This window comes from Streptomyces sp. NPDC006235, from assembly GCF_040613735.1.
Taxonomy (GTDB): Bacteria; Actinomycetota; Actinomycetes; order Streptomycetales; family Streptomycetaceae; genus Streptomyces.
This window is the reverse complement of the sequence record NZ_JBEXSR010000061.1, coordinates 12,889-36,131: the sequence shown is the minus strand read 5'-3', so window position 1 is coordinate 36,131 and position 23,243 is coordinate 12,889. Positions and strand designations below refer to the sequence as shown.

Sequence of the window (23,243 nt, the reverse complement as noted above, 5' to 3'; positions counted from 1 at the left end):
GGGCGTCGATGCGGAGCATCGACAACCGACGACAACGCCGCAGATGCGCGTGCCAGACCCCGCGTCTGCGGCGTGATCCAAACGACAGGCCCTAGCTGTAGTCGGTGGTGACGCCGGGGATGAAGAGCGGTGCGCCGGCGGTGCCGGGTACCCGCCCGCGTCGCCGGGTGGGTGAGGCGTGTTGTCAGCGGCGGCCACTACGCTCGCGGCATGGCTGTGAACACGTCTCCGGAATCCCCGCTCCCCGTCGGTGAGGTGTCGCGGCTGATCGGGGGGTGGATCGACCGGCTCGGGGCGGTGTGGGTCGAGGGGCAGATCACGCAGTTGTCGCGGCGGCCGGGTGCCGGTGTGGTGTTCCTGACGCTGCGGGATCCGTCGTACGACATCTCGGTCAGCGTCACCTGCTACCGGCAGGTGTTCGACGCCGTCGCGGACGTGGTGAGCGAGGGTGCCCGGGTCGTCGTCCTGGCGAAGCCCGAGTGGTACGCCCCGCGGGGGCAGCTGTCGTTGCGGGCCGCCGAGATAAGGCCCGTCGGGGTCGGTGAGCTGCTGGCCCGCCTGGAGCAGTTGAAGAAGGCCCTCACGCGCGAGGGCCTGTTCGCGCCGGAGCGAAAGAAGCCGCTGCCCTTCCTGCCGCAGCTCGTCGGGCTGGTCTGCGGACGGGCCTCGGCCGCCGAGCGGGACGTGCTGGAGAACGCCCGGCACCGCTGGCCGGCCGTGCGCTTCGAGGTGCGCAACGTCGCCGTGCAGGGCGTGCACGCCGTGCCGCAGGTCGTGCAGGCCGTGAAGGAACTCGACGCGATCGAGGCCGTGGACGTGATCATCGTGGCGCGCGGTGGCGGCAGCGTGGAGGACCTGCTGCCGTTCTCCGACGAGCAGCTGATCCGGACGGTGGCCGAGTGCCGTACGCCCGTGGTGTCCGCGATCGGGCACGAGCCCGACAACCCGCTCCTCGACCTCGTCGCCGACCTGCGCGCCTCCACGCCGACCGACGCCGCGAAGAAGGTCGTGCCGGACGTCGGCGAGGAGTACGAGCGTGTGCGGCTGCTGCGGGACCGGGCGCGGCGGTGCGTGGCGGCGCTGGTGGAGCGGGAGGAGCGCGGGCTGGCCCACGCACTGGCGCGGCCGTCGATAGAGGATCCGCACCGGATGATCGACGAGCGTGCCGACCACGTGGCGGACCTGCTCGACCGGGGCCGGCGCTGTCTGCGGCACCAGCTCGACCGGGCCGACTCGGAGCTGACGCACACGCACGCGCGCGTGGTGGCGCTCTCCCCCGCCGCGACCCTGAAGCGCGGGTACGCCGTGCTCCAGAAGGCGGACGGGCACGCGGTCCGCGACCCCGGCGAGGTGGCGGCCGGCGAGGCCCTGCGCGCGCGGGTCTCCGAGGGTGAGTTCTCCGTACGAGTGGACACATAGGGTGGGTGGATGACCAGCGAGGTTGATGAGACACCGGGCATGACCGAGGCGCTCGGGTACGAGCAGGCGCGGGACGAGCTGATCGAGGTCGTGCGCCGCCTGGAGGCGGGCGGTACGACGCTGGAGGAGTCCCTCGCGCTCTGGGAGCGCGGCGAGGAGCTGGCCAAGGTGTGCCGGCGCTGGCTGGACGGGGCGCGGGCACGGCTGGACGCGGCGCTGGCGGAGGAGACCTCGGACGGGACGGACGCCGAGTAGCGAAGCGGGGGCGGGGCGGTGCGGGCGGTTCACTGTGAGGTGGCACACGACACCCCGGATTTGGTTGAACGTTGAACTTCACTGTCGTACGGTCGGGGACATCCGACGTACCCGCTCGAGAAGGTTCAGAAGGTTCATCCATGTCTCTCGCCCTTGACCCCGCCGCGCAGGACCTGCTGTTCCGCGAGGCCCGCACCGCCAACACCTTCACCGACGAGCCGGTGACCGACGAGCAGGTGCAGGCGATCTACGACCTGGTCAAGTACGGCCCGACCGCCTTCAACCAGACCCCGCTGCGCATCACCCTGGTCCGCTCCCCCGAGGCCCGCGAGCGCCTGGTGCGGCACATGGCCGAGGGCAACCGGCCCAAGACGGCCGCCGCCCCGCTGGTCGCGATCCTCTCCGCGGACAACGAGTTCCACGAGGAGCTGCCGCACCTCTTCCCGGCCATGCCGCAGGTGAAGGACCTCTTCTTCGCCGAGCGCCCGGTCCGCGAGAACGCCGCCACGCTGAACGCCGCCCTCCAGGCCGCCTACTTCATCGTCGGCGTCCGCGCCGCCGGTCTCGCCGCCGGCCCGATGACCGGCTTCGACTTCGAGGGCGTGCGCAAGGAGTTCCTGGACGACGACCACACCCCGCTGATGGTCGTCAACATCGGCCGTCCGGGCCCGGACGCCTGGTACCCGCGCTCCCCGCGCCTGGAGTTCGACCAGGTCGTCACGACCGTCTGACCGACGGACGCAGGAACGGACGCAAGAAAGACACGAGAAAGGCCCCCGGTACACGCCGGGGGCCTTCGTCATGGGTGGGGCCTCACTCCGTCTTCAGCGCGTCCGCCATCTTCGTCAGCTGCGCGAACGACGCCGTGCCCGTCACGACCGTCGTGGAGCCCTTGGTGCCCTCCAGGACCAGCGCGTCGTACCGGCCGCCCTCGTAGCGGGTCCAGGTCCGGCCGTCGATCTTCTCGGTCTTCCCGGTCTCCCGCGCGCCCTGGGTCGCCTCGTCGACGAAGACGGGGCGGCGCTGAGTGGACTGCTCGACGGCCACGTACTCCCCTTCGGGGTCGTGGAAGCCGAGGTGCCAGGCGTCGAACTCGTCGCCCTGGAAACGGACGGAGGTGGCCTTCCAGGTGTCGGGCAGGCCCTGCGGCGCGGCAATGGGGTACGAGGCCGCGCGGCGTGCCGTGAGCAGCTCGACCCGGTAGTCGACGCGCTTGAGGTCGGGCGCGCTGTCGTCGTGCGGGATGAAGAGGTATATGACGCCCGCCACGAGGACGATGACTCCCAGGGAGAGGATCATGTCCCGCGCCGTCTTCTGCTTGCCGTTCGTGCCTGCCACGCCCCCTATCGTCGCAGGTCTCCGGTGCGCTCATCCGTGGGGGCCCCTGCTCATTTTGCCGTCTCGGCGATAGAGTCGGGCGACAAAGCCCTCATCCGGCCGTCGTCGTACAGAAAGGTGCGCTCCGATGACCGAGCATCATCACTTGCCGTCCGAACTCGATGTGCCCTCCGAGGCCCCCGACCGCAACCTCGCCCTGGAACTGGTCCGGGTCACCGAGGCAGCGGCGATGGCCGCAGGCCGTTGGGTCGGGCGGGGTGACAAGAACGGCGCCGACGGTGCCGCGGTGCGCGCCATGCGGACCCTCGTCTCCACCGTCTCGATGAACGGCGTCGTCGTCATCGGCGAGGGCGAGAAGGACGAAGCCCCCATGTTGTTCAACGGGGAGCGCGTGGGCGACGGGACGGGACCCGAGTGCGACATCGCCGTCGACCCGATCGACGGCACCACGCTGACCGCGAAGGGCATGACGAACGCGATCGCGGTGCTGGCCGCCGCCGAGCGCGGGTCCATGTTCGACCCGTCCGCCGTCTTCTACATGGACAAGCTCGTCACCGGGCCCGAAGCGGCCGACTTCGTCGACATCAACGCGCCGGTGTCGGTGAACATCCGCCGGGTCGCCAAGGCCAAGCGGTCCGCGCCCGAGGACGTGACGGTGGTGATCCTGGACCGGCCGCGGCACGAGGGCATCATCAAGGAGATCCGGGACACCGGCGCGCGCATCAAGCTGATCTCCGACGGCGATGTGGCCGGCTCGATCCTGGCGCTGCGCGAGGGCACCGGCGTCGACCTGCTGCTCGGCATCGGCGGTACGCCGGAGGGCATCATCTCGGCCTGTGCGGTGAAGTGCCTGGGCGGCACGATCCAGGGCAAGCTGTGGCCCAAGGACGACGAGGAGCGGCAGCGGGCGATCGACGCGGGCCACGATCTCGACCGGGTGCTGATGACGGAGGACCTGGTCACCGGGGAGAACGTGTTCTTCGTGGCGACCGGGATCACCGACGGGGAGTTGCTGCGGGGCGTGCGGTACCGGGCCGAGACCGCCACGACCGACTCGATCGTGATGCGGTCGCGGTCGGGGACGGTGCGCAGGATCGATTCGGAGCACCGGCTGAGCAAGCTGCGGGCCTACAGCGCGATCGACTTCGACAAGGGCAAGTAGCGCCGTAGAGCCGTAGAGGGGGTGGGGCTCGGTCAGCTCACCCCGCGACGAAAGGGCGCCCCCGGTGCGGTGGGGGCGCCCTTTTCGTCGTGCGTGCCGGTCAGCCTGCCGCGGCTATCGTGCTCGCCGAGCGGGCCGCCTTCTTCAACTCCAGGTCCCGGCGGCGGCGTCGGGCCAGGACCACGCGGCGTTCGGCGGCGGTGAGGCCGCCCCAGACGCCGTAGGGCTCGGGCTGGAGCAGGGCGTGCTCGCGGCATTCGACCATCACCGGGCAGCGGGCGCAGACCCGCTTCGCCGCCTCCTCCCGGGAGAGCCGGGCGGCGGTCGGCTCCTTGGAGGGGGCGAAGAACAGGCCCGCCTCGTCGCGCCGGCACACCGCCTCGGTGTGCCACGGGGCGTCTTGGTCCCTGTCTCGCGCTGGCACCCGCGGGGCCGGAACGGCAGCTACCAGGGACGAATGCGGCGGTTGCAGCACGGTCTACTCCTGACGACGGCTTCGCGAGCGAGAGACGATGCAGCAAGGCCTACCCGCTGTGCGCGCGCCTATGCACTGAGTTCCGAAGCGCTGGTTTCGCCCCCGCTTCCGCGTTCCGTCGAGCGGCGTCACCGGTGGGCCGATTTGCCCCGGACCCCGGTGGATTCGCGACTGTCAATGGTTCAGATGCTTGCGCAAACTCTTGTCGACCTTGCGCTGCACCCGGTCGAGGATGTCCGCGACGACCTTGCCGCGCCGGGGCCGCGCCTCGACGCTGCCCAGGACGGCCCAGCCGTCGACGTAGACGATCGGGGCCTCAGGGTCGCCCGAGTCGAGCGTGTCCACCTCGAAGCTGCCGAGCACACCGCCGCCCATGCCGCGCAGCGACACGTTCTCCGGGACGCGGATCTCGACGCTGCCGAAGACCGAGAACGCCTTGATCATGACCTGCTGGTGGTCGAAGAGCGCTTCGCTGAGGTCTATCTCGACACTGCCGAAGATCGAGTACGCGTGGATACGGCGGCCCGTGCGCCAGCGGCCCTTGCGGACGGCGCTGCTGAAGATCGCGACCACGTTATCGTCCGGGTCGATCGGGATGGCGCCGACCGTGGGGCGGTACGGAGCGGGGGCCGGCGAGGGGCCGGGGCCCTGGCGGTGGGCGGCGGGCAGATCCCGTATGAACACGTCCAGTTCGCCGACCGTCTTGGCGCGCAGCACCCCCTCGACGCGCTCGGCGTGCTCGTCCGCGGTGAGACGGCCCTCGGCGAGGGCGTCGCGAAGCATGTCGGCGATGCGGTCGCGCTCGGCGTCGGAAGCACGGAGCTCGGATACGGCGGGCGCGGTCTGCTTCTGAAGGTCCACGGCAGCAGCGTACCGAAACACGATAGATCGCGACACCCCCGCGACGCCTCTGTGTCACGGGGGGGCCGCGGCCGAGTGTGACGAACTGAGCCTTACCTCAGGGGGCCACTGCCGGAGGCAGGTTCTAGGCTGTTGGCGCTCGCCAAAGGAGGCGGGCCGCCGTCTGTCGAGTGAGGAATGGGCTGAGATGCCTGAGTTCGCGTACACCGATCTGCTTCCCCAAGGGGAGGACACCACGCCGTACCGGCTGGTGACCTCCGAGGGCGTCTCCACGGTCGAGGGACCGGACGGGCGGACCTTCCTCAAGGTGGAGCCGGAGGCGCTGCGCAAGCTCGCCGAGGAGGCCGTCCACGACATCCAGCACTACCTGCGCCCGGCCCACCTCGCGCAGCTGCGCCGCATCATCGACGACCCCGAGGCGTCGGGCAACGACAAGTTCGTGGCGCTGGACCTGCTGAAGAACGCGAACATCGCGGCGGCGGGTGTCCTGCCGATGTGCCAGGACACGGGCACGGCGATCGTGATGGGCAAGCGCGGCCAGAACGTGCTGACGGAAGGGCGCGACGAGGAAGCCCTGTCCCGCGGCATCTACGACGCGTACCAGAACCTCAACCTGCGCTACTCGCAGATGGCTCCGCTCACCATGTGGGAGGAGAAGAACACCGGCTCCAACCTGCCCGCGCAGATCGAGCTGTACGCGGCCGACGGCGGCGCCTACAAGTTCCTGTTCATGGCGAAGGGCGGCGGCTCCGCCAACAAGTCGTTCCTCTACCAGGAGACGAAGGCCGTCCTGAACGAGTCCTCCATGATGAAGTTCCTGGAGGAGAAGATCCGTTCGCTGGGGACGGCGGCGTGCCCGCCCTACCACCTGGCGATCGTGGTCGGCGGTACGAGCGCCGAGTACGCGCTGAAGACCGCGAAGTACGCCTCCGCGCACTACCTGGACGAGATCCCGGCGGAGGGGTCGCAGCTGGGGCACGGCTTCCGGGACAAGGAGCTGGAGCAGAAGGTCTTCGAGCTGACGCAGAAGATCGGGATCGGGGCGCAGTTCGGCGGGAAGTACTTCTGCCACGACGTGCGCGTGGTGCGGCTGCCGCGGCACGGTGCCTCCTGCCCGGTCGCCATCGCCGTGTCCTGCTCAGCCGACCGCCAGGCCGTCGCGAAGATCACGGCCGAGGGCGTGTTCCTGGAGCAGCTGGAGACGGACCCGGCGCGGTTCCTGCCGGAGACCACGGACGAGCACCTCGACGAGGCCGGTGACGTCGTCAAGATCGACCTCAACCAGCCGATGGACACGATCCTGGCCGAGCTGACGAAGTACCCGGTCAAGACCCGGCTGTCGCTGACCGGTCCGCTGGTCGTCGCCCGTGACATCGCGCACGCCAAGATCAAGGAGCGGCTGGACGCGGGTGAGGAGATGCCGCAGTACCTGAAGGACCACCCGGTGTACTACGCGGGTCCGGCCAAGACGCCGGAGGGGTACGCGTCCGGGTCCTTCGGTCCGACGACGGCCGGCCGTATGGACTCCTACGTCGAGCAGTTCCAGGCGGCGGGCGGGTCCAAGGTGATGCTGGCCAAGGGCAACCGGAGCAAGCAGGTCACGGACGCGTGCGCGTCGCACGGGGGCTTCTACCTGGGTTCGATCGGCGGTCCTGCGGCCCGGCTCGCCCAGGACTGCATCAAGAAGGTCGAGGTCGTCGAGTACGAGGAGCTCGGCATGGAGGCCGTCTGGAAGATCGAGGTCGAGGACTTCCCGGCGTTCATCGTCGTCGACGACAAGGGCAACGACTTCTTCCAGGATCCGGCGCCGGCCCCGACGTTCACGTCCATTCCGGTACGGGGCCCCGGACTCGCCTGAGAACGGCGGTGACGATTCGCCTCCACGGGGAACAGTGGTCGCGGCGCTGACGCTGTGACACGTGGAGGTGATCGTCGATGACCGACGAGCAGGACAGGACCGAGTACCGCACCGAGCACGACTCGATGGGCGAGGTGCGGGTGCCCGCCCACGCCAAGTGGCGGGCCCAGACCCAGCGGGCGGTGGAGAACTTCCCCGTCTCCGGGCAGCGCATCGAACGCGCGCACATCGAGGCGCTGGCCCGGATCAAGGGGGCGGCGGCCAAGGTCAACGCCGAGCTGGGGGTCCTGGACAAGGACATCGCCGGCGCGATCCAGGAGGCCGCCGGTGAGGTGGCCGAGGGGAAGTGGGACGAGCACTTCCCCGTCGACGTGTTCCAGACCGGGTCCGGGACCTCGTCCAATATGAACACCAACGAGGTCATCGCGACCCTCGCCAGTGAGCGGCTCGGGCGGGCCGTGCACCCGAACGACCACGTCAACGCCTCCCAGTCGTCCAATGACGTGTTTCCGTCCTCCATTCACATCGCCGCGACCGCCGCCGTCACCCGTGATCTGATCCCCGCCCTGGACCACCTGGCCGCCTCCCTGGAGCGCAAGGCCGGGGAGTTCTCCGATGTCGTGAAGTCGGGGCGGACCCATCTCATGGACGCCACGCCCGTGACGCTGGGGCAGGAGTTCGGCGGGTACGCCGCCCAGGTGCGGTACGGGATCGAGCGGCTGGAGGCGTCCCTGCCCCGGCTCGCCGAACTGCCGCTGGGGGGTACGGCCGTCGGCACCGGCATCAACACCCCGCCCGGTTTCTCCGCCGCCGTGATCGAGGAGGTCGCCCGGACCACCGGGCTGCCTCTCACCGAGGCCCGGAACCACTTCGAGGCGCAGGGCGCGCGGGACGGCATCGTCGAGACCAGTGGGCAGCTGCGGACCATCGCGGTCGGGCTGACGAAGATCGCCAACGATCTGCGGTGGATGTCCTCGGGGCCGCGCACCGGCCTCGCCGAGATCGCCCTGCCCGACCTCCAGCCCGGCTCCTCGATCATGCCGGGCAAGGTGAATCCGGTCATTCCGGAGGCCGTGCTGATGGTCGCCGCGCAGGTCGTGGGCAATGACGCCACCGTCGCCACCGCCGGCGCCGCCGGGAACTTCGAGCTCAACGTCATGCTGCCCGTCATCGCGAAGAACGTGCTGGAGTCCGTGCGACTGCTCGCCCATGCCACGCGACTGCTCGCCGACCGGACCGTCGACGGCATCACCGCGAACCGCGAGCGGGCGCGGGAGTACGCCGAGTCCTCCCCGTCCGTCGTCACGCCGCTCAACAAGTACATCGGCTACGAGGAGGCCGCGAAGGTCGCCAAGAAGGCGCTGGCCGAGCGGAAGACCATCCGTCAGGTCGTCCTGGACAGCGGGTACGTGGAGCGCGGGGACCTGACCCTGGAGCAGCTCGACGAGGCGCTGGATGTCCTGCGGATGACACATCCGTGACGATCCGCCGCCCTGGCGCGCCCGGCGCGTGAACCGTGACACGTGCCGCAGCGTCGCCTGCCCAGGGCACCTAATATCTGTGCATGGCAGACGGTGAAGCGGTGAGACGCGTGGAAACGGGTGGTGCGGCAGGCTTCTGGGAGCCCGGGAGCGAGATCCTGTGGCGGTACCGGGAGAACGGCGGCGCGCGCTTCCACATCGCGCGTCCGGTCACCGTCGTACGGGACGACGCGGAGCTGCTCGCCGTGTGGCTGGCGCCCGGCACGGAGTGCGTACGGCCCGTGCTCGCCGACGGCACGCCCGTGCACCTGGAGCCGCTGGAGTCCCGCTACACCAAGCCGCGGGCCGTGCAGCGCGACCGCTGGTTCGGCACGGGCGTGCTGAAGCTGGCGCGGCCCGGCGAGCCCTGGTCGGTGTGGCTGTTCTGGGAGCCGGGCTGGCGGTTCAAGAACTGGTACGTGAACCTGGAGGATCCGCTGGCCCGTTGGGAGGGCGGTGTGGACTCCGTCGACCACTTCCTGGACATCTCCGTGCACCCGGACCGCACATGGCACTGGCGTGACGAGGACGAGTTCGCCCAGGCCCTGCGGGACGGGCTGATGGACGATCAGCAGGCCGAGAGGGTACGGGCGGCCGGGCGGGCCGCCGTGGAAGTGATCCGCTCGTGGGGGCCGCCGTTCTCGGAAGGCTGGCAGCACTGGCGCCCGGATCCGTCCTGGGCTGTACCGTCACTGCCGGAGGACTGGGACCGTACGCCCGCGCATGTGTCCTCATGAGACCCTTGATGCGCCCCCGGGCAAGAAACGTAGGATCGTCCTCCGCAAGGGCGCGCGGCGGCAACTGACGGAGCACGCGCTGGGCTTGACCGATCGTCACCGAGGGGCGGCAGGACGTGAGCGAGGGGTACGAGGGCAACACCGGCAGGGCCTGCGCCGCGGGCCCCAGGGGCCGGCAGAAGGCCCCTGGGGGCCGCAGACGGTCCGCCGGGGGCACAGGAACAACCTCTGACCACGCGGGAATTCCGTTCCTGGGGCACGTATTCCGGGTATCGGAGTTTCGGCGGGACCCACTGCACCTCTGGCGTGCAGCCCCGGACGGATGGATGCGACACGCGTGACGGAGCAGCCGACCTCCTTCGAACGCCCGCAACCGGGCGTCGACCCCGCGGACCCCCGCGGGGGGCTCTTGCATACCCCGACACCGGCGCGTGCGCCCGGCGCGGGCGCCTTACCGGTACAGGGCCGCTGCGGCGGCGACGTCACCGCTCCGCTCACGACGGCGCACACCACGCCGGGCACGTCGGAGCCGGGCACCTCCACGCCGTTCGGCAAGGGCAAGGACACCGTGAGCGACCCCGCCTCCGAGCACTCCCAGCCGGGTACCGAGCAGACCGCCGAGCGCGACACCCCTCGGCCGCGGCCCGCCCCCGAGGGCATTCCGGTCCAGCCGGCCGACGAACAGGACCGCCCGGCGCCCGGCCCCGACGGGCAGGAGCGCCGCAGTGGCCAGAGCCTGCCGCCCGGCCGGCCCACGCCGATGCGGCGGGACGGCGACCGGCTGCGCTTCGTGGGGGCCGCCACCCGGCGGATCGCCCGCGGCATCGATCTCGACGAGATCGTGATGGGGCTGTGCCGGGCCACCGTGCCCACGTTCTCCGACGCGATCCTGGTCTATCTGCGCGACCCGCTGCCCGTCGGCGACGAGCGGCCCACCGGCCCGCTGGTGCTGCGGCTGCGCCGCACGGACCGGATACCGGCCGAACGCGACACGGAGAACGGCTTCCTGCCGGCCACGCAGCCCGAGCCGAACGAGCTGGACGCGGTCGGCGCCGAGCTGTGCGAGGTGCGGCCCGGCAGCGCGCTCGCCGAGGTGCTGCGGGGTGTGCGCCCGGTGTTCACGGACGCGCCCGCGGCCCACGCCGCGCTGCCCGAACTGCTCGGGGACGGCGGCGAGTTCGCCGTGCCGGACGGCCAGCGCGCGATCCTCGCCCCGCTGCGCGGCCGGCGCCGCGTCATCGGTGCCGCCCTGTTCCTGCGCCGTCCCGAACGCATCGCCTTCGAGCCGGACGACCTTCTGGTGGCCGCCCAGCTCGCCACGCACAGCGCCCTGGGCATCGACAAGGCCGTGCTGTACGGCCGCGAGGCCTACATCGCGGACGAGCTCCAGCGCACGATGCTGCCCGAGACGCTGCCCCGCCCCACGGGCGTGCGGCTCGCCTCCCGCTACCTGCCGGCGGCGGAGACCGCCCGGGTCGGCGGCGACTGGTACGACGCCATCCCGCTGCCGGGCAGCCGGGTCGCCCTGGTCGTCGGCGACGTCATGGGCCACTCCATGACCTCGGCCGCCATCATGGGCCAGCTGCGCACCACCGCCCAGACCCTCGCCGGTCTGGACCTGCCGCCGCAGGAGGTCCTGCACCACCTCGACGAACAGGCCCAGCGCCTCGGCGTGGACCGCATGGCGACCTGCCTGTACGCCGTGTACGACCCGGTATCGCACCGCATCACCATCGCCAACGCCGGTCACCCGCCGCCCGTCCTGCTCCACCTGGGCGGCCGCGCCGAGGTGCTGCGCGTGCCGGCCGGTGCCCCCATCGGCGTCGGCGGCGTCGACTTCGAGGCCGTGGAGCTGGACGCGCCCGCCGGCGCGACCCTGCTGCTGTACACCGACGGCCTGGTCGAGTCCCGGCTGCGGGACGTGTGGACCGGCATCGAGCAGCTGCGGGAGAAGCTCGCCGCGACCGCGCAGCTCACCGGGCCGGACCATCCGCCGCCCCTGGAAGCGCTGTGCGACGAGGTGCTCGACATGCTCGGCCCGGGCGACCGGGACGACGACATCGCGCTGCTCGCCGCCCGCTTCGACGGCATCGCGCCCAGCGACGTGGCGTACTGGTTCCTGGAGCCGGAGGACGCCGCTCCCGGCCGGGCCCGCCGCCTGGCCCGGCGCGCACTGCAGCGCTGGGGCCTGGAGGAGCTCAGCGACTCCGTCGAGCTGCTGGTCAGCGAGGTCGTGACGAACGCCGTGCGGTACGCCTCCCGGCCGGTCACGCTCCGGCTGCTGCGCACGGACGTGCTGCGCTGCGAAGTGGGCGACGACGTCCCGCAGTTGCCGCGCCTGCGGCAGGCGCGCGCCACGGACGAGGGCGGACGCGGGCTGTACCTGGTGAACCGCCTGGCCCGGCGCTGGGGCGCGACCCGGCTCAGCACGGGCAAGGTCGTCTGGTTCGAGCTCAACCGCAACTGAGACGCCGTACGAACGAGCCGAAGGGCGCCCGGTGTTCGCCGGGCGCCCTTCGGCGTGCCTGCTGCTATTCGTCCTGTCGGTCGTCGCCCGGCTTGACCGGGTCGAACGGGTCGCCGCCACCGTCGTCCGGCGGTGTCGTCTGCGGGGGCGTGGGCGGGGTGATGGTGGGCGGTGTCGTCGAGGGACTCGGCGGCGGCGAGCTGCTCGGCTCCTCCGTCGTCGGCGGCGGTGACGACGACGGTTCCTCGGTCGTCGGCTCCTGCGTGGGCTCCTTGGTGGGCTCCCGCGTGGGCGTCGGCGTCCACGTCGGCTGGACGGCCGCGCCCTGCTCGGTGTCCAGGTCGAACTTGCTGACGTCACCCATCACGCCGAAGGTGTACGACGCCCAGATCTGCGCCGGGAAGCCACCGCCGTTGATCCGGGGCTCGCCGGCGGCCTTGTACATCGGGACCTGGGCGTGGGTCTTGGGGTCCTCGCCGAACAGGCCGACGGAGGTGACCAGGTTCGGCGTGTAGCCGGTGAACCAGGCCGACTTGTTGTTGTCGGACGTACCCGTCTTGCCCGCGACCTGCTGGCCGTCGCGCCCGGGGTTGTCACGCACCGACTTCTGCGCCGTACCGTCGTCGACCACGCCGGTCAGCACCGAGGTCACCGAGTCGGCGGCCTGGCGGCTGACGGCCTGGTCGCCGACCGGGTCGGGCATGGTGACCGTCTTGTTCAGGTGCTCCGCCGACTTCACGAGGGCCGGAGTGACCTTCTTGCCGTGGTTGGCGAGGGTCGCGTAGACGCCCGCCATCTCCAGGGGGCTCGCGCCCATGCTGCCCAGGGTCTGGGCGGGCACGGCCTCCATGTTCTTGGTGTCCATGCCGAGTTTGCCGGCGACGTCGACCACGTTGGTCATGCCGACGTCGACGCCCATCTGCGCGAAGACGGAGTTGACGGACTTGTTCATCGCCGTCTGGACGGAGATCGGGCCGTAGTTCCTGTCGTCCTCGTTCTCGGGGGCGAAGCCGACCTTGCTGCCGTTTTCCATGACCTGGCGCTTGCTCGTGCCGTCGTAGACCGTGCTCGCGGTGATCGGCTTGCCGTCCTGCGTCTTGGCCTGCTCCTCCAGGGCCGCGGCGAGGATGACCGGCTTGAACGTGGAGGCGGGCTGGTAGTCGGAGCGGGTGGCGTTGTTGGTGAAGTGCTTGAAGTAGTCCACGCCGCCGTACATCGCGACCACGGCGCCCGTCTTCGGGTTCACGGACGCGGCACCGGCCTGGATGTCCCCGTCGACCTTGCGCTTCTCGGGGTCCAGCTTGCTGGTCAGCTGCTGCTTGACGGACTTCTCCAGCGCCGCCTGCTTCTTCTTGTCGATGTTGAGCGTGACGGTCCAGCCGCCGGCGCTGACCATCGCCTCGGCTTCCTTGGCGTTGCTCGCGGTGCCCTCGGCGACGAGCTGCTTCTCCAGTGCCGCGTTGGCCGCGTTGACCAGGTAGCCCTTCTGGCCTTCCATGCCGGGGGCGGGCCTGGGCTCCTTCGGCACCGGGAACTTCATGCCGGCGCGCTCGGATTGGATCAGCCAGCCCTCGTCGACCATGTTGTCCAGGACGTAGTTCCAGCGAGCCTTCACCAGCTTCTTACCCGTCGGGGAGGCGGCCGCCCAGTCGTACTGGCTCGGGGCCTGGAGCAGCGCGGCGAGGTAGGCGCCCTGTGCGACCGTGAGGTTCTCCGCGTCGGTGCGGTAGTAGGCCTGGGCGGCGGCCTGGATGCCGTAGGCGTTGCGGCCGTAGTAGCTGGTGTTGATGTAGCCGGCGAGGATGTAGTCCTTGGACTTCTCCCGGTCCAGCTTCAGGGAGATGACCAGTTCCTTCAGCTTGCGGGAGACGGTCTGTTCCTGCGTCAGGTAGTAGTTCTTGACGTACTGCTGGGTGATCGTCGAACCGCCCTGCGCGCCCCTGCCCGCGAGCGTGTTGAACAGGCCGCGGGCGGTGCCCTTGAGGTCGACGCCGGCGTCCTTGTAGAAGGTCTTGTTCTCGGCCGCGACGAAGGTGAGCCGCACCTCCTTGGAGACCCTGGACAGGTCGACGACCTCGCGGTTGACCTTGCCGTCGCGGGCCATGATGGCGCCGTCGCTGTACTTGTAGATGTTGCTCTGCCGCTTGGCGTCGGCGTTGCCCTCGGGGATGCCGATCATCATGTACAGCACGATGAAGGCCCCCATGCCCAGCAGGCACAGGCCGAGGAAGGTGCCGAGGATCTTCTTCCAGGTGAAGAGCCTGCGTATGCCGCTCTTCCCGGCAGCGCCCGACGAACGGCGGCGCTTGGGTGCCGCCCGGCGCCCACCGCGCTGTCTGGCGCGTCTTTCTTCCGCTCGTCCCATGGGTCCGATCCGCTCCGCTTCGTTCGTGTGTGCTCACATGTCACACAGGTCGCCGCTCAGGTCAGCTCAGAAAGCTAACACCGGGAGATAAGAGAGAGGGCTGCCGATCCGGCCCTTTACGGACGTGACAATCAGCACCCATCCCAACGGAACCGACGTTCGAGACACGCGTAGGGTTGCCAGGACGTGGAAAAGTGATATCACTTAGATAGATGGAAGCTAGGCAGGAGTCGGCTTCCCGGAGGAACGGGGGATCACCCATGTCCATACACCAGCCGCAGGTCACCGCAGACGTGCCCGAGATGCCGGCGCCCCGTGTGCGGGAGTTCACCGCGCACAGCATCGGCGGCGGGCTCGCCCTGCTGCTCGGTCTGCTCGGCCTGCTGGCCGGCGCCGGGCTGATCGCGGCCGCCACGTCGGTCGACGGGGGCGGAGCCAAGGCCGCGCTGATCATCGGCGGCATCCTGGTCGGGCTCGCGGCGTTCCTGGCCATGTGCGGCCTGAACATGGTGGCGCCCGGCGAGGCCCGGGTCGTCCAGCTCTTCGGCCGCTACCGCGGGACGATCCGGCAGGACGGCCTGCGCTGGGTGAACCCCCTCACCTCGCGCACCAAGATCTCGACGCGCGTCCGCAACCACGAGACCGCCGTCCTGAAGGTCAACGACGCCTACGGCAACCCGATCGAACTCGCCGCGGTCGTGGTGTGGCGCGTCGAGGACACCGCCCAGGCCATCTTCGAGGTGGACGACTACGTCGAGTTCGTCTCCACGCAGACCGAGGCGGCCGTGCGGCACATCGCCATCGAGTACCCCTACGACGCCCATGAGGAGGACGGCCTCTCGCTGCGCGGCAACGCCGAGGAGATCACCGAGAAGCTCGCCGTCGAACTGCACGCGCGTGTGGAGGCGGCCGGGGTGCAGATCATCGAGTCCCGCTTCACGCACCTCGCGTACGCCCCCGAGATCGCCTCGGCGATGCTCCAGCGGCAGCAGGCCGGAGCGGTCGTCGCGGCCCGGCGGCAGATCGTCGACGGGGCGGTGGGCATGGTCGAGGCCGCGATCGCCCGGATCACCGAGCGGGACATCGTGGAGCTGGACTCCGAACGGAAGGCGGCGATGGTCTCCAACCTGATGGTGGTGCTGTGCGGGGACCGCGCCGCGCAGCCGGTCCTCAACACCGGGTCGCTGTACCAGTGACGGAGCCGTCCGAGGGTCCGGGTGCCCGGCGCCGGCCGCAGCAGCAGCGCAAGCAGGTGCTGCTGCGGCTGGACCCGGCGGTGTACGAGGCGCTGGCGCGGTGGGCCGGGGACGAACTGCGGTCGGCCAACGCGCAGATCGAGTTCCTGCTGCGGAAGGCGCTGGCCGAGGCGGGCCGGCTGCCGCGGGAGACCGGGCCGATGCCCCGGCGGGGCAGGCCGCCCGGGGGCTCTGAGCAATAGCCTGTTGCGGAACCGTGACAACAGCCCCCGACCTGCGAGGTCGTACCACACGCCATGAACTGCACACTCGGCGTATACATGCCGCGTATACACCCCGTGTACAGTCCTGGTCATGTCCATCGGTCACACTCTCCTGGGGCTCCTGGAGTCCGGCCCGCGCCACGGTTACGACCTGAAGCGGGCCTTCGACGAGAAGTTCGGTCACGACCGGCCTCTGCACTACGGCCAGGTCTACTCGACGATGTCCCGGCTGCTGAAGAACGGGCTCGTCGAGGTCGACGGCATCGAGACCGGCGGCGGCCCCGAGCGCAAGCGGTACGCGATCACCGAGGCCGGCATCACCGACGTCGAGCGGTGGCTGGCGACGCCGGAGAAGCCGGAGCCGTACCTCCAGTCGACCCTCTACACCAAGGTCGTCCTCGCGCTGCTCACCCACCGCGACGCCGCCGACATCCTCGACACGCAGCGCTCGGAGCACCTGCGCAGCATGCGGATCCTCACCGACCGCAAGCGCAAGGGCGATCTGGCCGACCAGTTGATCTGCGACCACGCCCTGTTCCACCTGGAGGCGGACCTGCGCTGGCTGGAACTGACCGCCGCCCGCCTGGACAAGCTCCGTGAGGCGGTGACCCGGTGACGATACCCGCTGGTTCGCTGCTCACCGCCCAGGACCTGCGCAAGGCGTACGGGCCGACCACCGCGCTCGACGGTGCCGAGTTCTCCATCCACCCGGGCGAGGTCGTCGCCGTGATGGGCCCGTCCGGGTCGGGCAAGTCGACGCTGCTGCACTGCCTCGCCGGGATCGTGACGCCCGACTCGGGCTCGATCACGTACAACGGGCGTGAGGTGACGGCGATGAGCGACGCCGAGCGCAGTGCGCTCAGGCGCTCGGAGTTCGGGTTCGTGTTCCAGTTCGGCCAGCTGGTGCCCGAACTCACCTGCGTGGAGAACGTGGCGCTCCCGATGCGCCTGAACGGGTCGTCCCGCAAGGAGGCCGAGCGGACCGCGCTGGCGTGGATGGAGCGGCTGGAGGTCGACGAGCTGCGCAAGAAGCGGCCCGGAGAGGTGTCCGGCGGCCAGGGGCAGCGGGTCGCCGTCGCCCGCGCGCTGGTCACCAACCCGCGCGTGGTGTTCGCCGACGAACCGACCGGCGCGCTCGACTCCTTCAACGGCGAGCGCGTGATGGAGCTGCTCACGGACGCCGCCCGGTCCGCCAACACGGCCGTGGTGCTCGTCACCCACGAGGCCCGGGTGGCCGCCTACTCCGACCGCGAGATCGTCGTACGCGACGGCAAGTCCCGGGACATGGAGCGCGTCGTATGAGCGCCGGTCAGTGGGCGCGGGATCTTTCCATGGGGGTCCGGTTCGCCTTCGCGGGCGGACGCGAGGGGTGGATCCGGGCGCTGCTGACGGCCGTCGGCGTCGGGCTCGGCGTGGCACTGCTGCTGCTCACCACCGCCCTCCCGAACGCGCTGGCGGAACGAGGCCGGCGCGAGGAGGCGCGCAGCGACCACACCTTCAGCCAGCAGAAGATACCGAAGGCCGACGACACCCTGATCGTCCTGGACTCGGACACCACGTTCCGGGACCAGGACGTGCGCGGCCGGATGCTGGAGGCGGAGGGCCCGCGGGCTCCGCTGCCCCCGGGGGTCGCGCGGTTCCCGGCCGCGGGCGAGATGGTCGTCTCCCCCGCGCTGAAGGAGCTGCTCGCCTCCGACGACGGCAAGCTGCTGCGGGAGCGGCTGAACTACCGGATCGCGGGCACCATCGGCGAGCAGGGGCTCGTCGGCTCCCAGGAACTCGCCTACTTCGCGGGCGGCACGGGGCTCGAGAAGCTGCTGGACGGCCTCGCCAGTGGGGCGCGGATCGACAGCTTCGGCAACCCGGATTTGGCGCCGTCCGATCCCTGGGACCCGGTGCTGCTCCTGCTGGTCCTGGTCGTCTTCGTGGTGCTGCTGATGCCGGTCGCCGTGTTCATCGCCGCGGCCGTACGGTTCGGCGGCGAACGGCGTGACCGCAGGCTCGCGGCGCTGCGGCTGGTGGGTTCCGACAGCCGGATGACCCGGCGGATCGCCGCCGGCGAGGCGCTCGCCGGTTCGGTGCTGGGACTCGTCCTCGGAGCCGGCTTCTTCCTGCTGGGGCGGCAACTGGCGGCTTCCGTCGAGGTGTTCCACGTCAGTGTGTTCCCGAGCTATCTGAACCCCTCGCCCGGGCTGGCCCTTCTGGTCGCGCTGGTGGTGCCCGCGGCCGCTGTCGTGGTGACGATCCTCGCCCTGCGCGGGGTGGTCATCGAGCCGCTCGGCGTGGTCCGCACGGCCAAGCCCGCGCGGCGCCGGCTGTGGTGGCGGCTGCTGCTGCCGCTCGGCGGGCTCGCCCTGCTCTTCCCGATGATCGGGCAGGGCGACGACAGTGGGGAGTTCAATCAGTACCTCGTCGTCGGCGGCGTGATGCTCCTCCTGGTCGGTGTCACGGCCCTGCTGCCCTGGGTGGTGGAGACGGTCGTGGCCCGGCTCGGCTCGGGCGGGGTCGCCTGGCAACTGGCTGTGCGCAGGCTTCAGTTGAGCAGCGGTGCGGCGGCCCGGATGGTCAACGGCATCGCGGTGGCGGTGGCCGGGGCGATCGCGCTGCAGATGCTGTTCGCCGGTGTGGAGGGCAACTACACCAGGGCGTCGCAGTACGACGTCTCCCGGGCCCAGATGCAGGTGAACGTGCCGGACGGAGCCGAACCCGCCTCCGTCGCCGAGGAGTTCCGTACCACCGAGGGCGTGCGGAGGGTCACCGTACTGTCCGACGGCTACCTCGGCGACCGACGGGGCGAGGGGGACACCTACGTCCGCTTCACCGTCGCCGACTGCGCGTCGCTGCGCGAGGTGGCCACGCTGCCGTCCTGCCGCGACGGTGACGTCTTCGCCGTCCAGGGCGCGGAGGAGGACACCGGAACCGACGCGATGGCCAAGCCCGGCACCACCCTGTGGGCCGACCCGGCCGACACCTCCCGCTCCGACGACCGCCGGGTCTCCTGGACCGTGCCGCAGGACATCCGGCAGGCCCAGGCCCGGGAGGATCCCACCGGGTACGAGCGCGGCGGCATCCTGATCACACCCGGCGCGCTGCCCGGGAAGCTCGGTCCGCTCGCCTCCACACAGCTCTACCTGAGCCTCGACCGTTCCGTGCCCGACGCGTACGAGTACGTGCGCAACACGGCCACGCGGCTCGACCCGACGGCCCAGCCGATGACCTGGAACAGCATCGAGAGCAACGACCGCTACGCCACCATCCGCACCGGCCTGTCCGTCGGCGCCGCCTGCGTGCTGGCGCTGATCGGGGCGAGCCTGCTGGTCTCGCAGCTGGAGCAGTTGCGCGAACGCCGCAAGCTGCTGTCGTCGCTGGTCGCCTTCGGCACCCGGCGCCGGACCCTCAGCCTGTCGGTGCTGTGGCAGACGGCGATCCCGATCGGACTGGGCCTGCTGCTCGCCGCGACGGTGGGCATGGCCCTGGGCGCGGTCCTGCTGCGGATGACCAACACGTCGGTCCGGGTGGACTGGCCGAGCGTGCTGTCGATGACCGGCATCGGCGCGGGCGTCGTCCTCGTGGTGACGCTGCTGAGCCTGCCGCCGCTGCTGAGGATGATGCGGCCGGACGGACTGCGCACGGAGTAGCCGCACGCACCGTCCTTCAGGCGTCCTGGTCGAGGACCCGTACGGGCAGGGGCCGCAGGGCCTGCCGCAGCGCCGCCGCCAGTTCCTCGTACTCCGCGCCGCGCGCGGCCCCCGCCCGCATCGCCAGAGCGACCCTGCGGGTGGGGGCCGGGTCGGTGAAGTACCCGGTCAGGAGCTGGTTGCTGCGGGAGATCTCGACCTTGAGGGCGGTGCGCGGCAGCAGCGTGACACCGAGCCCGCCCGCGACGAGCTGCACCAGGGTGGACAGCCCGGCGGCGGTCGTGGTGACCGGGGCGTCCTCGCGGCCGGCCTCCCGGCAGATGTCGAGGGCCTGGTCGCGCAGGCAGTGCCCCTCGTCCAGCAGCAGCAGGTTCAGCTCGCGCAGCGCCTCGCGCGCGATGCCCTCGCGTCCGCCGAGCGGGTGGTCGAGCGGGGTGACGAGCACGAAGTCCTCGTCGAACAGCGGTAGTTCGTCCACGCCCGGCACGCCCAGCGGTACGGCGAGCAGCAGCAGATCGAGCCGGCCGCTGGTGAGGCCGTCGAGCAGGCTGGCGGTCTGCTCCTCGTGCACCTGGAGGTCGAGGTGCGGATACCGGTCGTGGACGAGCCGCAGGACGGTGGGCAGCAGATACGGGGCCACGGTCGGGATGACCCCCAGCCGCAGCACGCCCGTGAACGGCGCCCGGACCGCCTCGGCCTCCTCCATGAGCGCGCCCACCTCGGCCAGTACCGCCTTGGCCCGTACGGCGATCCGCTCGCCCTCGGGTGAGAGCAGCACCTTGCGCGTCGTACGCTCGAGGAGCGTCACTCCGAGTGTCTCCTCCAGCGCCGAGACGGCGCCCGAGAGAGCGGGCTGACTCATGCCGATGGCCCCGGCGGCGTCCCGGAAGTGCAGGTGCTCGGCGACCGCTGCGAAGGCCCGCAGCTGGGCGAGGCTGGGCTGCCTGCGCTTATTACCCACAGTCACTGATAACTACCTCCGATCAACTCGACCGAGTGTAGCTATTTCCGTAATCAATCGACCCTGTGCCAACATCAATAACGTCCAACCCATGGGAAACACCCGCAATCCGGGTGTTTCTTCGCTGCAAGGAGAGCGTGTGCTCACTGTCGGTGACAAGTTCCCCGAGTTCGATCTGACCGCCTGCGTCTCGCTGGAGAAGGGCAAGGAGTTCCAGCAGATCAACCACAAGACCTACGAGGGTCAGTGGAAGGTCATCTTCGCGTGGCCCAAGGACTTCACCTTCGTGTGCCCGACCGAGATCGCCGCCTTCGGCAAGCTGAACGACGAGTTCGCCGACCGCGACGCCCAGGTCCTCGGCTTCTCCGGCGACTCCGAGTTCGTCCACCACGCCTGGCGCAAGGACCACGACGACCTGCGCGACCTGCCGTTCCCGATGATGGCCGACTCCAAGCACGAGCTGATGCGCGACCTCGGCATCGAGGGGGAGGACGGCTTCGCCAAGCGCGCGGTGTTCATCGTGGACCAGAACAACGAGATCCAGTTCTCGATGGTGACCGCGGGTTCGGTCGGCCGTAACCCGAAGGAGGTCCTGCGGGTCCTGGACGCCCTCCAGACGGACGAGCTGTGCCCCTGCAACTGGTCGAAGGGCGACGAGACCCTCGACCCCGTCAAGCTGCTGGCTGGTGAGTGAGGCATGTCCCTCGACTCCCTGAAGTCCCGCATCCCGGACTACGCCAAGGACCTGAAGCTCAACCTGGGCTCGGTCATCGGCAACTCCGACCTCCCGGCCCAGCAGCTGTGGGGCACGGTCCTGGCGACCGCGATCGCCTCGCGCTCCCCGATCGTGCTGCGCGAGCTGGAGCCGGAGGCGAAGGCCAACCTGTCGCCCGAGGCGTACACGGCCGCCAAGTCCGCCGCCGCGGTGATGGCGATGAACAACGTCTTCTACCGCACGCGGCACCTGCTGTCGGACCACGAGTACGGCAACCTGCGCGCGGGCCTGCGGATGAACGTCATCGGCAACCCGGGCGTCGACAAGGTCGACTTCGAGCTGTGGTCCTTCGCGGTCTCCGCCATCAACGGCTGCGGCATGTGCCTGGACTCCCACGAGCAGGTCCTGCGCAAGGCCGGCCTCGACCGCGAGGTCATCCAGGAGGCGTTCAAGATCGCGTCCGTGATCCAGGCGGTCGGCGTGACGCTGGACGCCGAGGCGGTACTGGCCGAGTAACCCCCGGCTGTACGCCCCGCATTGCAGGGCCCCCGCCCACTTGACCGGTGGGTGGGGGCCCTGCCCGCTTTTCGAGTTCGTCTTCTTGTCCGACCGCTTCGGGCGGGGGGTGGGCATAGGTCCGGGGGTCCAGGGCGGAGCCCCCTGGGAGCCGGGCTACTCCGACGGTGGCTCCTGTCGGGGCTCCGCACTCATCGCCGTAGCACCCCGTGGGCGGACGGAATGCCGCAACGCCGACTTCCGCGAATACGCCCGCAGATACCCCACCACCGTGTTCGTCACGGCCACCAACGGCACGGCCACCACCGCACCCCCGATCCCGGCCACCATCCCCCCGCACGCCACGGACAGCACCACGGCCAGCGGATGCACCCGCACCGCCCGCCCCAGAATGAACGGCTGCAGGATGTGGCCCTCGATCTGCTGCACCGCCAGCACCACCACCAGCGTCATGACAGCCGTGAACACCCCCTGGGTGACCAGCGCCACGACGACCGCAAGCGCCCCGGACACCACCGCACCCACCAGCGGGATGAAGGCGAACAGGAAGATGAACACCGCCAGCGGTACGGCCATCGGCACGTCGAGGAAGTAGATCCCCAGCCCGATGAAGATCGCGTCGATCAGCGCGACGATCACCGTGCCCCGCACATACGCCGTCAGCGTCCGCCACGCCGCCGGCCCGGCCCCGGCCACCCCCGGCCGCGCCGCCGCCGGCACCAGCTTCAGCGTCCACTCCCAGATCCGCTTGCCGTCGTAGAGCAGGAACAGCGTCGAGAAGACCGCCAGCAGAATCCCCGTCAGCGACTCGACGACGACCGTCACGCCCTCCAGCCCCGCCGAGGTGATCTGGTCGGTGTTCGCGCCGACCGCCTCCCGCAGGTTCTTGGCGATCTCGTTGATCTGCTTGTCCGTGACGTGGAAAGGGCTGTTCAGCAGCCAGTTCCGCAACTCGTCGATGCCGTCCTGGATCTGGCCCGAGAGGTCGTCGATGTTCTCCATGACCTGCCAGGTCACGAACCAGCCGATCAGTCCCATGACGACGAAGCCGAGGATCGCCGTCAGCGCCGTGGCCGGCCCGCGCGGCACCCCGAGCCGCCGCAGCCGCGCCACGGTCGGCTGGAGGATCGCGGTGATGAGCAGCGCGCTCACGAACGCCAGCACCACCAGCTGGACGGCGCTGATGATCCGCATCAGCACCCACAGCGTGCCGGCGAGGACGAGCAGCCGCCAGCCGGCCTCCGCCGCGACGCGCACCCCCCACGGCACGGCCAGCGCGGGGTCGGGCCGGGCGGGTACGTCGGGCGCGTAGTCCGAGGGCGGCGGCACGTGTTCGTCGGACGACGTCCGGGACTCGGTCTCGTCCCGCTCCCGTTCGGCCTCGGCGCGGCGTTCGTTCCACCGCTCGCTCATCTCGGTCAGTCCGGCACCGAGCCGGCCGAGCCACCCTGGCACTCGCGACATGATCCGTCCTTTTCCCCCGTCTCTCCGCACCAC

At 70.5% G+C, this 23,243-nt stretch carries 21 protein-coding genes; 15 read left to right on the top strand and 6 right to left on the bottom strand.

The annotated features are described in order from the left end of the window. The first annotated feature begins 210 nt into the window (after window positions 1-210). From xseA to ABZ192_RS39925, 3 genes are all read left to right on the top strand, one after another. Window positions 211-1,419, top strand: a complete 1,209-nt coding sequence (xseA, locus tag ABZ192_RS39935; protein WP_356929366.1) for an exodeoxyribonuclease VII large subunit — start codon at window positions 211-213, stop codon at window positions 1,417-1,419. Between the two features lie 9 nt (window positions 1,420-1,428). Continuing rightward, entirely contained in the window at window positions 1,429-1,674 is a 246-nt protein-coding gene (locus ABZ192_RS39930; protein ID WP_356929365.1) for an exodeoxyribonuclease VII small subunit, read from the top strand. Window positions 1,675-1,814: 140 nt separating this feature from the next. Further along, window positions 1,815-2,405, top strand: a complete 591-nt coding sequence (locus tag ABZ192_RS39925; RefSeq protein WP_086561484.1) for a malonic semialdehyde reductase — start codon at window positions 1,815-1,817, stop codon at window positions 2,403-2,405. A gap of 82 nt (window positions 2,406-2,487) precedes the next feature. Here the strand turns inward: ABZ192_RS39925 and ABZ192_RS39920 are convergent, their stop codons facing one another. After that, window positions 2,488-3,012: a DUF4245 domain-containing protein gene (locus ABZ192_RS39920; RefSeq protein WP_356929364.1), complete on the bottom strand. Its 525-nt coding sequence runs from the start codon at window positions 3,010-3,012 to the stop codon at window positions 2,488-2,490. A 127-nt stretch (window positions 3,013-3,139) separates the two neighbouring features. Between ABZ192_RS39920 and glpX the strand changes: the two genes are divergently transcribed. Then, a complete protein-coding gene (gene glpX, locus ABZ192_RS39915; RefSeq protein WP_020275873.1) occupies window positions 3,140-4,174 on the top strand; it encodes a class II fructose-bisphosphatase in 1,035 nt (344 codons plus the stop codon). Window positions 4,175-4,274: 100 nt separating this feature from the next. On the opposite strand, the gene ABZ192_RS39910 is transcribed toward glpX, so the two are convergent. Beyond that, complete coding sequence (locus ABZ192_RS39910; RefSeq protein WP_078945338.1) at window positions 4,275-4,649, bottom strand: WhiB family transcriptional regulator; 375 nt, start codon at window positions 4,647-4,649, stop codon at window positions 4,275-4,277. 174 nt (window positions 4,650-4,823) lie between these two features. Next, the gene (locus ABZ192_RS39905; protein ID WP_356929363.1) at window positions 4,824-5,510 is read right to left on the bottom strand and encodes a DUF1707 domain-containing protein; all 687 of its coding nucleotides are present in this window, start codon (window positions 5,508-5,510) and stop codon (window positions 4,824-4,826) included. Window positions 5,511-5,697: 187 nt separating this feature from the next. Between ABZ192_RS39905 and ABZ192_RS39900 the strand changes: the two genes are divergently transcribed. From ABZ192_RS39900 to ABZ192_RS39885, 4 genes are all read left to right on the top strand, one after another. After that, window positions 5,698-7,368 carry a fumarate hydratase gene (locus tag ABZ192_RS39900; protein ID WP_356929362.1) on the top strand — a complete coding sequence of 557 codons (1,671 nt, stop codon included), beginning with the start codon at window positions 5,698-5,700 and terminating at the stop codon, window positions 7,366-7,368. Window positions 7,369-7,445: 77 nt separating this feature from the next. Continuing rightward, on the top strand, window positions 7,446-8,849 hold the full coding sequence (locus ABZ192_RS39895; RefSeq protein ID WP_356929361.1) for a class II fumarate hydratase: 1,404 nt from the start codon (window positions 7,446-7,448) through the stop codon (window positions 8,847-8,849). Window positions 8,850-8,932: 83 nt separating this feature from the next. Then, a complete protein-coding gene (locus ABZ192_RS39890) occupies window positions 8,933-9,625 on the top strand; it encodes a DUF402 domain-containing protein (protein WP_356929360.1) in 693 nt (230 codons plus the stop codon). Between the two features lie 322 nt (window positions 9,626-9,947). Further along, window positions 9,948-12,092 (top strand): SpoIIE family protein phosphatase, encoded by a 2,145-nt coding sequence (locus ABZ192_RS39885; protein ID WP_356929359.1) that lies wholly within the window; start codon window positions 9,948-9,950, stop codon window positions 12,090-12,092. Window positions 12,093-12,156: 64 nt separating this feature from the next. On the opposite strand, the gene ABZ192_RS39880 is transcribed toward ABZ192_RS39885, so the two are convergent. Beyond that, window positions 12,157-14,457, bottom strand: a complete 2,301-nt coding sequence (locus tag ABZ192_RS39880; protein ID WP_356929358.1) for a transglycosylase domain-containing protein — start codon at window positions 14,455-14,457, stop codon at window positions 12,157-12,159. A 260-nt stretch (window positions 14,458-14,717) separates the two neighbouring features. On the opposite strand from ABZ192_RS39880, the gene ABZ192_RS39875 reads away from it, so the two are divergent. From ABZ192_RS39875 to ABZ192_RS39855, 5 genes are all read left to right on the top strand, one after another. Then, window positions 14,718-15,653 carry an SPFH domain-containing protein gene (locus ABZ192_RS39875; protein WP_356929357.1) on the top strand — a complete coding sequence of 312 codons (936 nt, stop codon included), beginning with the start codon at window positions 14,718-14,720 and terminating at the stop codon, window positions 15,651-15,653. Next, window positions 15,650-15,895, top strand: a complete 246-nt coding sequence (locus ABZ192_RS39870; protein WP_356929356.1) for a hypothetical protein — start codon at window positions 15,650-15,652, stop codon at window positions 15,893-15,895. Before ABZ192_RS39875 ends, ABZ192_RS39870 begins: the two co-directional genes overlap by 4 nt. Before the next feature lie 112 nt (window positions 15,896-16,007). Then, entirely contained in the window at window positions 16,008-16,532 is a 525-nt protein-coding gene (locus ABZ192_RS39865) for a PadR family transcriptional regulator (RefSeq protein ID WP_356929355.1), read from the top strand. Beyond that, window positions 16,529-17,218, top strand: coding sequence for an ABC transporter ATP-binding protein (locus ABZ192_RS39860; RefSeq protein ID WP_356929354.1), 690 nt, complete (start codon window positions 16,529-16,531; stop codon window positions 17,216-17,218). Before ABZ192_RS39865 ends, ABZ192_RS39860 begins: the two co-directional genes overlap by 4 nt. Further along, a complete protein-coding gene (locus ABZ192_RS39855) occupies window positions 17,215-19,554 on the top strand; it encodes an FtsX-like permease family protein (RefSeq protein ID WP_356929353.1) in 2,340 nt (779 codons plus the stop codon). Before ABZ192_RS39860 ends, ABZ192_RS39855 begins: the two co-directional genes overlap by 4 nt. Before the next feature lie 16 nt (window positions 19,555-19,570). Here ABZ192_RS39855 and ABZ192_RS39850 read toward each other — a convergent pair whose 3' ends face one another. Further along, window positions 19,571-20,515 carry a LysR substrate-binding domain-containing protein gene (locus ABZ192_RS39850; RefSeq protein ID WP_356929367.1) on the bottom strand — a complete coding sequence of 315 codons (945 nt, stop codon included), beginning with the start codon at window positions 20,513-20,515 and terminating at the stop codon, window positions 19,571-19,573. 139 nt (window positions 20,516-20,654) lie between these two features. Between ABZ192_RS39850 and ABZ192_RS39845 the strand changes: the two genes are divergently transcribed. Both ABZ192_RS39845 and ABZ192_RS39840 read left to right on the top strand, forming a co-directional pair. Continuing rightward, the gene (locus ABZ192_RS39845) at window positions 20,655-21,209 is read left to right on the top strand and encodes a peroxiredoxin (protein ID WP_311679782.1); all 555 of its coding nucleotides are present in this window, start codon (window positions 20,655-20,657) and stop codon (window positions 21,207-21,209) included. Window positions 21,210-21,212: 3 nt separating this feature from the next. Then, window positions 21,213-21,746 carry an alkyl hydroperoxide reductase gene (locus tag ABZ192_RS39840; RefSeq protein ID WP_356929352.1) on the top strand — a complete coding sequence of 178 codons (534 nt, stop codon included), beginning with the start codon at window positions 21,213-21,215 and terminating at the stop codon, window positions 21,744-21,746. A gap of 156 nt (window positions 21,747-21,902) precedes the next feature. On the opposite strand, the gene ABZ192_RS39835 is transcribed toward ABZ192_RS39840, so the two are convergent. Next, window positions 21,903-23,210 (bottom strand): AI-2E family transporter, encoded by a 1,308-nt coding sequence (locus ABZ192_RS39835; protein WP_356929351.1) that lies wholly within the window; start codon window positions 23,208-23,210, stop codon window positions 21,903-21,905. Between the last annotated feature and the right edge of the window lie 33 nt (window positions 23,211-23,243).

Excerpts from the sequence above, each read along its gene's own strand:
- ABZ192_RS39925 (WP_086561484.1), top strand. The coding sequence starts at position 1,815 with ATGTCTCTCGCCCTTGACCCCGCCGCGCAGGACCTGCTGTTCCGCGAG.
- xseA (WP_356929366.1), top strand. The coding sequence starts at position 211 with ATGGCTGTGAACACGTCTCCGGAATCCCCGCTCCCCGTCGGTGAGGTG.
- ABZ192_RS39875 (WP_356929357.1), top strand. The coding sequence starts at position 14,718 with ATGTCCATACACCAGCCGCAGGTCACCGCAGACGTGCCCGAGATGCCG.
- ABZ192_RS39885 (WP_356929359.1), top strand. The coding sequence starts at position 9,948 with ATGGATGCGACACGCGTGACGGAGCAGCCGACCTCCTTCGAACGCCCG.
- ABZ192_RS39865 (WP_356929355.1), top strand. The coding sequence starts at position 16,008 with ATGTCCATCGGTCACACTCTCCTGGGGCTCCTGGAGTCCGGCCCGCGC.
- ABZ192_RS39900 (WP_356929362.1), top strand. The coding sequence starts at position 5,698 with ATGCCTGAGTTCGCGTACACCGATCTGCTTCCCCAAGGGGAGGACACC.
- ABZ192_RS39930 (WP_356929365.1), top strand. The coding sequence starts at position 1,429 with ATGACCAGCGAGGTTGATGAGACACCGGGCATGACCGAGGCGCTCGGG.
- ABZ192_RS39835 (WP_356929351.1), bottom strand. The coding sequence starts at position 23,210 with ATGTCGCGAGTGCCAGGGTGGCTCGGCCGGCTCGGTGCCGGACTGACC.
- ABZ192_RS39895 (WP_356929361.1), top strand. The coding sequence starts at position 7,446 with ATGACCGACGAGCAGGACAGGACCGAGTACCGCACCGAGCACGACTCG.
- ABZ192_RS39880 (WP_356929358.1), bottom strand. The coding sequence starts at position 14,457 with ATGGGACGAGCGGAAGAAAGACGCGCCAGACAGCGCGGTGGGCGCCGG.
- glpX (WP_020275873.1), top strand. The coding sequence starts at position 3,140 with ATGACCGAGCATCATCACTTGCCGTCCGAACTCGATGTGCCCTCCGAG.
- ABZ192_RS39840 (WP_356929352.1), top strand. The coding sequence starts at position 21,213 with ATGTCCCTCGACTCCCTGAAGTCCCGCATCCCGGACTACGCCAAGGAC.
- ABZ192_RS39890 (WP_356929360.1), top strand. The coding sequence starts at position 8,933 with ATGGCAGACGGTGAAGCGGTGAGACGCGTGGAAACGGGTGGTGCGGCA.
- ABZ192_RS39855 (WP_356929353.1), top strand. The coding sequence starts at position 17,215 with ATGAGCGCCGGTCAGTGGGCGCGGGATCTTTCCATGGGGGTCCGGTTC.